The organism is Xanthomonas cannabis, from assembly GCF_040616535.1.
GTDB lineage: Bacteria > Pseudomonadota > Gammaproteobacteria > Xanthomonadales > Xanthomonadaceae > Xanthomonas > Xanthomonas cannabis.
Genome location: NZ_CP136580.1, coordinates 797,507 through 809,731 on the forward strand (window position 1 = coordinate 797,507; position 12,225 = coordinate 809,731).

Sequence of the window (12,225 nt, forward strand, 5' to 3'; positions counted from 1 at the left end):
CACCGACTGTCGGCGACACTAGGCGCCCCTTTGCCGGAGAGTTGGATGCGCTTGTACGCCGGGCTCTCGCGCGTGTTTCCCCGTTCCTTCAGCGCCAAGTTGCTGGCGGTGACCTTCATCGGGATCCACCTGCCGCTGCTGTTGTTGATCGCCTGGCTGGCCTCGCAGAGCGAGCTGGAAGGCCGCCCGTTGTGGTCGGTGATCATCGTGGCCTTGCTGGCCACCTTGGCAGGCACCGCGCTGACGCTCTCGGCGCTGTATCGCCTGCTTGCCCCGTTGCGCATCGCCGCCGACGCGCTGGACACCTACTACGCCGACCAACGTCTGCCCAGCCTGCCCGAGCATGGCGACGACGAACTTGGCCGGCTGCTGCGCGGCATCAACCGCAGTCTGCGTGGCATCGACGCGGGCATGCGCGATCTCAGGAAGCATGCGCTGTTCGACCCGCTGACCGAAGCGTTGAACCGGCGCGGTTGCGAACAGGCCATGCGCGATTCGGTCGCCGCCTCGCAGCGCGAAGGCTGGCCGTTCGTGTTGTTCGTGCTGGACATGGACAACCTCAAGCCGATCAACGACCGCTTCGGGCATCTGGCCGGCGACCGCGTGCTGGTGCGGCTGGTGGAATCGGCCTATGGCTGGCTGGGCGCGCAGGACTGGATCGGGCGCTGGGGCGGCGATGAATTCCTGATCGGCGTGCATGCCAGCGAAGACGAAGCCACGCTCAAGCTCAATCAGTGGCTGTCGATGCTTGAACGCGAAGACGGCGATGAAGCGCCGCTGCATCTGAGCGCCGGTAGCGCGGTCTGCGAACAGGGGCTGGACGCCACCGAACTGTATCGGCGCGCGGACGCGGCGATGTACCGCGCCAAGTTCTCCGGTGGGCGGCGGCTGGTGCGCGATGGCCACGACACCCCGCGCAGCCATCCGGTGACCTGAGCGCCGGCGACGCGGCAGCGCTGACCGTGAGCAAGCGCAGGCTGTCGGCTGCGCGCCCGTACCCGGCGGCACGGGCAGGCCGTGGCCTGGAGCGCTAAAATGGCCAATTCCCTCGCTGCGGTGCTGTCGATGCGCTTCACTTCCCTGTCGCTGTCCCTGGCCGTGTCCCTCGCACTGGCCGGCTGTTCCAATGAGTCCACGCCGCCGGCTGCCACCACCGCCGCACCGGCCGCCACTGCCAAGGCCCCCGTGAAAGCAGACGCCCGCACCCACGACGAGAGCTCCTACGCCCAGCCGCAGCTGGTGGTCATCAAGGACCTGGCGCTGGACCTGAAGCTGGACTTCGATGCCAGGCAGATCGGCGGCACCGCCACCTACACGCTGCAGTGGAAGGACGAGGCCGGCAAGCAGCTGGTGCTGGACACGCGCGAGCTGAGCATTGCGCAGGTGCAGGCCGACGATGGCAAGGGCGGTCTGTCGCCGCTGCAATTCGCACTGGCGCCGGCCGACAAGACCTTTGGCAGCAAGCTCACCATCGAAGCGCCGAACCAGCCGGGCAAGGTCGTGATCACCTATCACACCGCGCCCACCGCCTCGGGCCTGCAGTGGCTGGAGCCGGCCATGACCGAAGGCAAGCAGCTGCCTTTCATGTTCAGCCAGTCGCAGGCGATCCACGCACGCAGCTGGGTGCCGCTGCAGGACACCCCGAGCGTGCGCTTCACCTATAGCGCGCATGTCACCTCGCGTCCGGACGTGATGGTACTGATGAGCGCCGACAACGACCCCAAGGCCGCGCGCGACGGCGATTACAGCTTCAAGATGCCCGAGCCGATTCCGTCCTATCTGCTGGCGATCGCCGCCGGCGATGTGGTGTTCAAGCCGATTTCCGCACGCTCGGGCGTGTGGGCCGAACCGGCGATGGCCGACAAGGCTGCCAAGGAGTTCGAAGACACCGAGAAGATGATCGGTGCTGCGGAAAAACTCTATGGCCCGTATCGCTGGGGCCGTTACGACATGCTGGTGCTGCCACCGTCGTTCCCGTTCGGTGGCATGGAAAATCCGCGCCTGACCTTCGCCACGCCGACCGTGATCGTCGGCGACAAGTCGCTGGTGTCGTTGGTGGCGCACGAACTGGCGCACAGCTGGTCCGGCAACCTGGTGACCAACGCCAGCTGGAAGGACATCTGGCTCAACGAAGGCTTCACCACCTATGTGCAGGGCCGCATCACCGAAGCGTTGTACGGCACGGAGATGGCCGAGATGGAGCGCGAGATCGACCAGGGCGATCTGCTGGCGGAAGTAAAGGACATGCCGCCGGCCGACCAGGTGCTGGAGTTGCCGCCGCTGGCGCAACGCGACCCCGACGACGCCTTGAGCCAGGTGGCCTACGTCAAGGGTGCGTGGTTCCTGCAGTTCCTGGAGCAGCGTTTCGGCCGCGAGGTGTTCGACCCGTTCCTGCGTGGCTGGTTCGACGATCATGCGTTCCAGAGCGCCACCACCGACCAGTTCGTCGATTACCTCAAGAAAAATCTGTTGGACAAGCATCCCAACACGGTGAGCGCCGCCGAAGTGGATGCCTGGCTGAAACAGCCGGGCATTCCGGCGTTCGCCGCAAAGGCGCGCTCGCGCAGCTTCTCCATCGTGGACACCGCACGCATCGCCTGGAGCGGCAGCGGCACGCTGCCCAGCAAGCAGGTCACCGGCGAATGGGGCACGCAGGAATGGGTGCATTTCCTCAGCGGCATGGGCGCCACCTTGAAGCCCGAGCAGCTCAAGCAGCTGGATGAGGCGTATCACTTCACCGGCACGCCCAATGGCGAGATCGCCATGCGCTGGTATCCGCTGGCGATCCGCAGCGGCTATACCGAGGCGCGCCCGGCCGCCGGTGAGTTCATCGAGCGCGTCGGCCGTCGCAAGCTGGTGCTGCCGATCTATACGGAACTGTTGAAGACCCCGGATGGCATTGCGTTTGCCGAACAGGCGTTCGAAAAGGCCAAGCCGGGTTACCACCCGATCACCACTGCGTCGGTGACCGAGATGATCGCCAAGGCCAAGGCGACTGCGCCGACGCAGCCGTAATGGCAGCGGAGGGCGTCGCAGACGCCCTCCGTCGCTTCCATCGCCGCATCGTGCCTGCAACCGCCCTCGTAGGAGCGCACCCGGGCGCGACAGGGCTTTCCCGGTAAAACCCCGTCACGCCCGGGTGCGCTCCTACGGTGTGCGGCGGTTGATCGCGGGTCATGCGGGCGGGCTGGTATCGTTGCCGCTGCTTTTCATGCATTCCGGAGTCGACGATGAAGTATCTGCTGAGCGCGGCCCTGTGCGTCGCGGCCCTGACTGCCTGCACCGACCGCGAGGCGCAACGCAAGGCGCAGGAAACTGCACAGGCGCAGGCCAAGGAGACCCAGGCCGATGCGCTTGCCAAGCAATACGACGAGGCGGTCAAGGCGCAGAACTGGGACATGGCGCGCGCCCACGGCGCCGCCTTGCTCGAAGGCTATGCCGGCACTGCAGCCGCCACACGCATCGAGCCCGGCTATGCCGACATCAAGGCCAAGGGCGAGCAGGCGCGCGAACTGCGCCGCATGCAGGCGCTGTGGCAGTACTCGCAGGTGCCGGCCAAGGGCGGCACCCAGCGCTCGGCGATGATCGAGGCCAAGGAACGCGTGGATGTGGATGGCAGCGGGCCAAAGCCGGTCAGCCTGGTGTTCCGCGATCATCCGCAGTGGAAGCGCCACAGCTATCTCGTGCTCAAGGCCGGCGACTTCAATTGCTACGCTGGCTGCAAGGTGCAGGTTGCGACCGACGGCGGCGCGCCACGCGCGATGGCGGCGCATCGCCCGGATACCGATGAAGCGATCGCCATGTTCATCGACGACGACAAGGCGCTGTGGAAGCTGGTGCGCAACGCCAAGCGCATCAGCATCGCCTTCCCGGTCAAGGCAGGCGGCACGCGGACCGCGGAATTCGAGGTGGGCGGGCTGGACACCACCCAGATGCCGGGCTGGAAATAACCCATGGACGGCGCGATTGCCGCACGCCTGCCGCTGTCTGCCTGCCGGCATTGGGTGTTCGACATGGATGGCACGCTGACCGAGCCGGTGCACGATTTTGCATTGATCCGACGCGCGCTGGAGATCCCGCCCGACGCGGACATCCTGCATCACCTGGCTGCATTGCCGGCCAATGAGTCGCAGGCCAAGCATGCCTGGTTGCTGGAGCACGAGCGTGCCCTGGCAGAGGCTGCACGCCCTGCGCCCGGTGCGCAGCAGCTGGTGCGCGCGCTGCAGGCCGATGGCTGCCGGCTGGGCTTGCTGACCCGCAACGCACGCAGCCTGGCGCAGGTGACATTGGAGGCGATCGGTCTGGCCGATGCCTTTGCGCCGGACGACATCGTCGGCCGTGACGAAGCGGCACCCAAACCCGCGCCCGATGGCCTGCGCTATTTCCAGCGGCGCTGGGCAGTGAGCGCCGCGGCACTGCTGATGGTCGGCGACCATCACAACGACCTGGCCTGTGGCCGCGCCGCCGGCGCAGGCACCGTGCTGGTCAACACCCCGGGCGATCCCTGGCCTGGCCTGGCCGATTGGCGCCTGCGCGATTGCGCTGACCTGTTACAGCACTGGCAGGCCCGCGCTGGTCGGTAGTTTCGCTGTCTTCACTTGGCACGGCGGCATATCGTTTGGCGCTCGCGCATTGGGTTGACCCGACGTCGCGCCGACGCAGCTCGCTAATCCACTGCCGCGCGCCTTGCGGCATGGGTTTGGCAGGCTGCGATCGGTCAATCTGCGGCACCGTGTTGCAGCGCTGTGCTGCACAGCGCGCACTGTATTGAGTTTCTGCAGAACACCTGCCCTCATCCGCCCTTCGGGCACCTTCTCCCGGTGGGAGAAGGGAGGCGTCTGATGTGGTGATTGAAAGCGGTAGCGTTGCTACTGGTGAGCAGAACAAGAGCAAGCTCCGGCGCTTAGCAAAGTGCTAGAGCGCTTAGCAAAGTGCTAGAGCGCTCAGCAAGGTGCTAGCCCCTCTCCCCGCGGGAGAGGGGTTGGGGTGAGGGTACGGGGTACGGCCCAGGCGCGGTCGGCACATCCTCGCGCCGTCGGCACATCCTCAGTGCATCGCGCAACGACGCTGCGCGATGCGTGCATCGTCGTGAGCAGTGCACCGTCTCCAACCGTCCAATGCCCGCTCTCATCCTTCATCGTGCTTGGTCTCCCAGCGGGCGAAGGCAGGCAACACTTTCCAACGATCCTGCGCACGTGCCTGGGCACCGCAATAGCGCCACACCTTCACCCAACCGCACGCAGTGCTCCACCAGCGCGACAGCACGCCCGGCGCAAACTGTGCCAAATGCGTGACACCTGGCGTGCCGCGGCAACCACGCATGCGCAACGCGCTGCCACTGCAAGGTGCTGCGACGCAACAGTGCGCTGGCACGCACTGTGCTCTGTCGTCTCCCGGTACCCACCGTGTGCGCCGTCGCTGCGCAGCAAACGCGCGTGGCTCTTCGTTCGATTGGATTCTTCACCGAGAGGGGTAGACGCATATGCACCAATCTTCCTGTCGCCGCATCGGCAGCTCGGCGCTGCTGATGCTTGCGCTGAGCACCGTGTTGGCCGGTTGCAAGAAAGACACGCCGGCTGCCGATACCGCACCGCCCGCACCTGCCGCCGCACCCGCCGCGACGCCGGCCGCCGCCGTGGTCGACACCGATGGCGAATTCACCGCCAACGCCAGCAATGCAGACAACTGGGGCGGCGTGGGGCGCGACTTTGCGCTGACCCGGCATAGCCCGCTGGCCGAGATCAATCGCGACAACGTCAAGAATCTGAAGATGTCGTGGGAGATGAAAACCGACGCCACGCGCGGCCACGAAGGCCAGCCGCTGGTGATCGGCAGCATCATGTACATGGTCAGTGCGTACCCGAACAATGTGTTTGCCATCGACCTCGCAGCACAGGACGATGGCGGCAAGGTGCTGTGGAAGTACACCCCGCAACAGGATGAACGCTCGGTGGCGGTGGCGTGCTGCGACACGGTCAACCGCGGCACCTCGTATGCCGATGGCAAGCTGGTGTTCGGCAGCCTCAGCGGCGATGTGATTGCGCTCGATGCCAAGACCGGCAAGGAAGTGTGGAAGCAGAAACTCGCGCACCCGGACAAGGGCGAAACCATCACCATGGCGCCGATCATCGCCGATGGCAAAGTGGTCGCCGGCATCAGCGGCAACGAGTTCGGCGTGCTCGGGCGCGTGGCCGCCTACAACCTGTCCGACGGCAAGCAGGCCTGGTCCTGCGATGCGGCCGGCACCGACAAGGCCATCTGCCTGGGCCCGGATTTCAACAAGGCCAATCCGCAGCATGGCCAGCTCGGCGATCTCGGGGTGAAGACCTTTCCCAACGACGAGTGGAAGCGCGGTGGCGGCGCGGCCTGGGGCTGGTACAGCTACGACCCGAAGTTGAAGCTGGTCTACTACGGCACCGGCAATCCCGGCCTGTGGAGCCCGTCGTACCGCTGCGGCAAGACCACGCACGAGGAATGCAACAACGGCGAGCATGACAACAAGTGGTCGATGACCCTGTTCGCACGCAAGATCGATACCGGCGAAGCGGTGTGGGGCTATCAGAAGACACCGTTCGACCAATGGGATTACGACGGCATCAACGAGCCGATCCTGGTGGACCTCACCATCGACGGCAAGCAGGTTCCGTCGGTGGTGCAGTTCGATCGCAACGGGTTTGCCTATGTGCTCGATCGTCGCGACGGCACGTTGTTGCGCGCGCATAAATTCGTGCCGGCCAACTGGGCCGAACGCATCGACATGAAGACCGGCCGCCCGGTCAAGGTGGCGGCGCATTCGCCGCTGGAACGCGGCAAGAAAGTGCAGGCGTTCCCCTCGGCGATGGGTGGCAAGGACCAACAACCGTGCTCGGTGGACCCGGCCAACGCGGCGGTGTTTTTCTGCGGCACCAACAACTGGCACATGGAGCTGGAGCCGCAGGAGCGCGGCAATACCATGATGGGCCTGCCGTACGTGTTCGCCAACGTGATGATGAAACCGAACGAGCCGGGTGCGCTGGGCATCGTCAAGGCGTTCGACGTGGTGGAGGGCAAGTCCAAGTGGGAGATCAAGGAGAAGTTCCCGGTGTGGAGCGGCACCCTGGTCACCGATGGCGGGCTGGTGTTCTACGGCACGCTGGATGGCTGGTTCCGCGCGGTGGACAAGGACACCGGCAAGAAGCTGTGGGAGATGAAGCTGCCGTCCGGCATCATCGGCAACCCGATCGCCTACAAGGCCAACGGCCACCAGTATGTGGCGGTGTTCTCCGGCATCGGTGGCTGGATCGGCCTGCCGGTCGCAGCGGGGTTGGATCCGAGTGACCCGTATGGCGCACTGGGTGCGGCCGGGCTGGCGTTCGGGGCGGGCTTCGACAAGATTCCGCTTGGCGGCATGGTGCATACCTTCCGCCTGGATGGCGCCGGCAAGACCGTGTCGACCACCACGACGGCCACCGCAGCGGCCGGGGGCGGCGGTACCGCCAACGCAGCAGCGAAGACGGCACGATGAGCTCCACGCACGGCGTTGGACGCGCATGTCGGCAGATGCCTGCCGGCGTGCGCGGCATGACCGCGCACCTGCACACGGTGCTGCTGGTTTGCAGCCTCGGACTCGTCGCCGTAGGTTGCACACGCGGGCCGTCTTCACCGACGGCTCGCGTTTCTGATTCCGGTGCGGTGCCGGCCGCGGTGCCGGCACCCACCGCGCCACCGGCATCCACCGCAGCGTCGGTGTCTGCGCCGCCGCCCACGCCCGATCCAACGGTGCTGCGGGTGTGTGCAGACCCGGGCAACATGCCGTTGTCCAACCAGGCCGGCGAAGGCTTCCAGAACAAGATTGCGCAGGTGGTGGCCGCTGCCATGGGCCGGCGGCTGGAATACGAGTGGCGCACCTATTACCAGCGCGGGCTGGCCCGCAGCACGATCAACGCGGGTCGCTGCGATCTGTTGATGGATCTCAACAGCGACTTCGAGCAGGGGCTGACCACGCGCCCGGTGTATCGCTCGGCCTATGTGCTGGTGACGCGCAAAGGCCTGAGCCTGGTACCGACCTCGCTGGACGACCCCGCACTGAAGAAGCTGCGGCTGGGCGTGTTCCAGAGTTCGCCGGCGCGCCAGGCGCTGTACGAACACGGCGTCAGCGGTGAGGTGCAGTACCTGTTCTACGACTCGGCCACTGCACCGGAAGAACACCCCGGCAAGCTGGTCGAGCGGGTGGCTGCCAATGCATTGGATGCGGCCGAATCCTGGGGCCCGGTGGCCGGCTATTACGCGGCGCGCAGCGGGCTGGGCGTGGTGCCGTTGAACACCATCGACGATGCGGTGCTGGAATACTCGATGGCCTGGGCGGTGTCGCGCAAGAATGCGGCCTTGCGCGATGCGTTGAACACCGCGCTGCAGGACAACGCCGCCAAGATCGCCGACATCCTGCGCAGCTATCACGTGCCACTGGTGCGCTGCGAGGACTGCGTGGTCACCGGCACGCTGCCCTCGCACGGGCCATACGCCACGCCGGCCCCCGCATCGCCTGCACCGAGTCCTGCCGCGTCCTCGCAGGACCTGGCGCAATTGCAGCTGCGCATCGCAGGCGGTGCCGACCCGAACCAGGAACTGGCGCATGCGCTGGATGGCGGCGATGCCGTGCGTGCAGCGTGGTTGCTGCGGCATGGTGCCGATGCCAACACCCCCAACCTGCTCGGTGAGCCGCCGCTGCACCAGGCCATCCGCAATCAGGAGCCGGACCTGGTGGGCCTGTTGCTGGACGCCGGTGCGCAGCTGGAGACGCGCGATGCCAGTGGCTGGACTGCGCTGATGAAGGCCGCCTGGGCCAACGATGCCGACAGTGTCGGCCGGCTGTTGGGCAAACGCGCGCGTGTCGACACCGTCTCCGGCGATGGCTGGAGTGCGCTGGATCTGGCGGTGTCGTATGCGGATGTCGGCGTGGTGCAGGCGTTGCTGGCAGCCGGGGCAAACGTGCAGCGCGCCAATGCCAGCGGATTCACCCCGCTGATGTTCGCCGTGGCGCGCGATGACCCGGCCATTCTCGATGCCCTGCTGGCACGCGGTGCCGATGTGCGGCATGCCAATGATGCAGGTGTCACCGCCCTGATGCTGGCCGCCGCGGCCGGACGCCAGGACGTTGCCACGCGTCTGCTGGCCGCCGGCGCAGACCCGGCCGCACGCAATCGCGACGGCAAGACGGCCGTGGCACTGGCGCAGGCACGTGGCGACACCGCATTGGCCACGCTGTTGACCGACGCCAGGCGCCCAGTGCGCAGATGACTGCATCACCCGCCGCGTGCACGGGGTGCGCGGCGTTCCCTCCGATCAGAAAGGTTCGTTCATGCGCAAGTCCACCGTGGGTTGTATCGATCGTTCCGTCCGCGCTCCGTTGTGCGCGTTGCTGCTTGGCGCGCTGCTGGCCGCATGCGGCAAGGAGTCTCCGCCGGCCCCCGCAGCCGATCCGGCACCTGCACCGGCCGCCGGCGCGTCGGCACCGGCGGCCCCCGCGGCCACGCCCGCAGCGCCCCCGCCAGCGGGCGCCTCGCCTGCCATGCCCAACCTCGCTGCCGGACCCGCACCGGACCCGTCCACCCCGCCGGCACCGCCGGCCACCGTGGTGCCGATTCCGAAGGGACCCGAGGTCAAGGTCACCCCGGAGCTGGTGGCCGAAGGCAAGAAGATCTATTTCTCTGCCGGCTGCAATGCCTGCCATGGCGGCACCGGTGGCGGCGGCATGTGCCCGCCGCTGACCAACGACATCTGGGTGTATGGCAGCGACGACGACACCTTGCGCGCGCTCATCAGCGAGGGCACTGCCGCGATGATCACCCACGGCAAGACCCGCATCGGGCACGAAAAGGTGGTCGGCCAGATGCCGCCGTTCGCACCGGTGCTCAAGCCGGGCGACACCGAAAAACTGCTGGCCTTCATCCATTCGATCAACAAGACCGCAGGCAAGCCGCAATGAAGCATGGCCCGCTGCGAACGGCGTGCGCAAGCTGGCAGCGCCGCTGCACCGTGGTTGCGGTGGGCGCACTGCTGGCGTTGGCCGGCTGCCAGCGCGATGCGGCAGTGCCGGCGGCGGCTGCCGGTGCGTCGCCTGCTCCGGTAGACGCCGCACCTGCGCCTGCACCCGCACCGGTCGTTGCCTATGTGCCCAACCAGCGCAGCGGCACGGTGTCGGTGATCGATACCGGCACCGACACGGTGGTGCGCACGCTCAGCGCGCAGGGCCAGCTCGGCAAGCGGCTGCAGCAGGTGTTGCCCGGCCCGCAGGGGCATCTGTACCTGATCGATGCCGAGCACCACCGCTTGATCGAACTGGACACCGCCAGGGATGCGGTGCTGCGTCAGGTCGACATCGGAGAAAACGCCGAGGGCATCGCGCTGTCGCCCGATGGCAAGCAGTTTGCCGTGTGCGTGGAAGGGCAGAACCAGGTGATGCTGATCGATGCCGCGCAGTTCCGCGTGCAGCAGGTGATCGCCACGCGCGGGCAGGCACCGGAGCACTGCGCGTATACGCCCGATGGGCAGTGGCTGCTCACCAGCAACGAGGGTTCCAGCGACATGGACATGATCGAGCTGGCCACGCACCGGTCGCGTGGCGTGGTGGCTACCAGCGGGCATCCGCGCGGCATGGCGTTCGCCCCGGACGGGCGCAGCGTCTACATCGCGCAGGAGACCGCCAACGTGGTGGACGTGATCGACCTGCAGACCCGCACCCGCCGCGCCAGTCTGCCGGCCGGCGTGCGCACCGCCGGGGTCGCCTTGTCGGGCGATGGCACGCGGCTGTACGCGTCCAACGGCGGTGCCGGCACGGTCAGCGTGATCGACACGCAGAGCGGGCGCAGCGTGGCCGAGATCCCGGTCGGGCTGCGGCCCTGGAATCCGGCGCTCACCCCAGCCGGCGACAAGCTCTACGTGGCCAACGGGCGCTCCAACACGGTGAGCGTGATCGACACCGCCAGCCTGCGCGAACGCAAACAGATCCCCGTCGGCGAACTGCCGTGGGGCGTGGTCATCGCGCGCTGAGCGGCGGCCATGCCGACGCGCGCCGGGGAGGCGGGATGAAGACACGCGCTGCGGTGGCCTGGGGTCCGCATCAGCCGCTGACCATCGAGGAGGTGGACCTGCAGCCGCCGCGTCCCGGCGAGGTGCTGGTGCGCCTGGTCGCCACCGGTGTCTGTCATGGCGACGCGCATGCATTGGTACATGGCCGCGCGAGCAGCTTCCCGGCGATCCTGGGCCAGGAGGGCGCGGGTATCGTCGAAGAGGTCGGCATCGGCGTCACCAGCGTGCGCGCCGGCGATCACGTCATCCCGCTGTACATGCCCGAATGCGGCGTGTGCAAGTTCTGCCGCTCCGGCCGCACCAACCTGTGCCAGGCGATCCGCAGCAGCCAGGAACGCGGCCTGATGCCCGATGGCAGCAGCCGGTTTTCGTTGAACGGCCGGCCCATCCTGCATCACATGGGCACCAGCACGTTTTCCCAATACACCGTGCTGCCGGAGATTGCGGTGGCACGCATCCACCCCGACGCGCCGCTGGACCAGGTCTGCCTGCTGGGCTGCACGGTCACCACCGGGGTGGGCGCGGTGCTCAACAGCGCGCATGTGCGCCCCGGCGATTGCGTGGCGGTGTTCGGCTTGGGCGGCATCGGCTTGTCGGTGATCCAGGGCGCGGTGCTGGCGCAGGCCGGGCGCATCGTCGCGGTGGATATCGACCCGGGCAAGTTCGCACTGGCGCGCGCGTTGGGCGCCACCGATTGCCTGGACCCGCGCGACTACGGTGCACCCATCCAGCAGGTGATCGTGGACCTCACCGATGGCGGCGCCGACCACAGTTTCGCGTGCGTGGGCGACGTCGCGGCGATGCGCGCGGCGCTGGAGTGCTGCCACAAGGGCTGGGGCGAGAGCGTCATCCTCGGCGTCGCCGACGACGCACAGGAAATCAGCACCCGTCCGTTCCAGTTGGTCACCGGGCGGGTCTGGCGCGGCAGTGCATTCGGCGGGGTGAAGGGGCGCAGCGAATTGCCCGGCTATGTCGAGCGCTATCTGCAGGGCGACATCCAGCTGGCACCGCTGATCACCCGCAGGCTGGCGCTGGAGGACATCAATCAGGCGCTGGCGGATCTGCGCGCAGCGCGCGGCATCAAATCGATCGTGCTTTATTGAAGGAGACGACATGACGTCGACCCACCAGGTGCTGGTTCATTGCAGGACACCGCGA

At 67.2% G+C, this 12,225-nt stretch carries 9 protein-coding genes; all 9 read left to right on the plus strand.

The window, feature by feature from the left end:
* Positions 1-45: 45 nt before the first annotated feature.
* The 9 genes from RZV17_RS03350 to RZV17_RS03390 all read left to right on the plus strand — a co-directional run bounded on the left by RZV17_RS03350 (position 46) and on the right by RZV17_RS03390 (position 12,170).
* Positions 46-936 (plus strand): GGDEF domain-containing protein, encoded by an 891-nt coding sequence (locus RZV17_RS03350; protein WP_047697202.1) that lies wholly within the window; start codon positions 46-48, stop codon positions 934-936.
* Between the two features lie 129 nt (positions 937-1,065).
* On the plus strand, positions 1,066-3,015 hold the full coding sequence (locus RZV17_RS03355; protein WP_355609153.1) for a M1 family metallopeptidase: 1,950 nt from the start codon (positions 1,066-1,068) through the stop codon (positions 3,013-3,015).
* Between the two features lie 215 nt (positions 3,016-3,230).
* Positions 3,231-3,950 (plus strand): hypothetical protein, encoded by a 720-nt coding sequence (locus tag RZV17_RS03360; RefSeq protein WP_166752522.1) that lies wholly within the window; start codon positions 3,231-3,233, stop codon positions 3,948-3,950.
* Positions 3,951-3,953: 3 nt separating this feature from the next.
* On the plus strand, positions 3,954-4,583 hold the full coding sequence (locus tag RZV17_RS03365; protein ID WP_355607224.1) for an HAD family hydrolase: 630 nt from the start codon (positions 3,954-3,956) through the stop codon (positions 4,581-4,583).
* Between the two features lie 899 nt (positions 4,584-5,482).
* Positions 5,483-7,504, plus strand: coding sequence for a methanol/ethanol family PQQ-dependent dehydrogenase (locus tag RZV17_RS03370; protein WP_355607227.1), 2,022 nt, complete (start codon positions 5,483-5,485; stop codon positions 7,502-7,504).
* A complete protein-coding gene (locus RZV17_RS03375; protein ID WP_355607230.1) occupies positions 7,501-9,276 on the plus strand; it encodes a quinoprotein dehydrogenase-associated putative ABC transporter substrate-binding protein in 1,776 nt (591 codons plus the stop codon). The genes RZV17_RS03370 and RZV17_RS03375 overlap by 4 nt, the downstream gene beginning before the upstream one ends.
* 25 nt (positions 9,277-9,301) lie before the next feature.
* The gene (locus tag RZV17_RS03380; protein WP_184383973.1) at positions 9,302-9,964 is read left to right on the plus strand and encodes a cytochrome c; all 663 of its coding nucleotides are present in this window, start codon (positions 9,302-9,304) and stop codon (positions 9,962-9,964) included.
* Complete coding sequence (locus tag RZV17_RS03385; RefSeq protein ID WP_355607234.1) at positions 9,961-11,028, plus strand: beta-propeller fold lactonase family protein; 1,068 nt, start codon at positions 9,961-9,963, stop codon at positions 11,026-11,028. Before RZV17_RS03380 ends, RZV17_RS03385 begins: the two co-directional genes overlap by 4 nt.
* 35 nt (positions 11,029-11,063) lie before the next feature.
* The gene (locus RZV17_RS03390) at positions 11,064-12,170 is read left to right on the plus strand and encodes an S-(hydroxymethyl)glutathione dehydrogenase/class III alcohol dehydrogenase (protein ID WP_104579155.1); all 1,107 of its coding nucleotides are present in this window, start codon (positions 11,064-11,066) and stop codon (positions 12,168-12,170) included.
* The last annotated feature ends 55 nt before the right edge of the window (positions 12,171-12,225 follow it).

What these genes read in the sequence shown, in the direction of transcription:
- RZV17_RS03350 (WP_047697202.1), top strand. Translation starts at nt 46, where the DNA reads ATGCGCTTGTACGCCGGGCTCTCGCGCGTGTTTCCCCGTTCCTTCAGC.
- RZV17_RS03355 (WP_355609153.1), top strand. Translation starts at nt 1,066, where the DNA reads ATGCGCTTCACTTCCCTGTCGCTGTCCCTGGCCGTGTCCCTCGCACTG.
- RZV17_RS03360 (WP_166752522.1), top strand. Translation starts at nt 3,231, where the DNA reads ATGAAGTATCTGCTGAGCGCGGCCCTGTGCGTCGCGGCCCTGACTGCC.
- RZV17_RS03365 (WP_355607224.1), top strand. Translation starts at nt 3,954, where the DNA reads ATGGACGGCGCGATTGCCGCACGCCTGCCGCTGTCTGCCTGCCGGCAT.
- RZV17_RS03370 (WP_355607227.1), top strand. Translation starts at nt 5,483, where the DNA reads ATGCACCAATCTTCCTGTCGCCGCATCGGCAGCTCGGCGCTGCTGATG.
- RZV17_RS03375 (WP_355607230.1), top strand. Translation starts at nt 7,501, where the DNA reads ATGAGCTCCACGCACGGCGTTGGACGCGCATGTCGGCAGATGCCTGCC.
- RZV17_RS03385 (WP_355607234.1), top strand. Translation starts at nt 9,961, where the DNA reads ATGAAGCATGGCCCGCTGCGAACGGCGTGCGCAAGCTGGCAGCGCCGC.
- RZV17_RS03390 (WP_104579155.1), top strand. Translation starts at nt 11,064, where the DNA reads ATGAAGACACGCGCTGCGGTGGCCTGGGGTCCGCATCAGCCGCTGACC.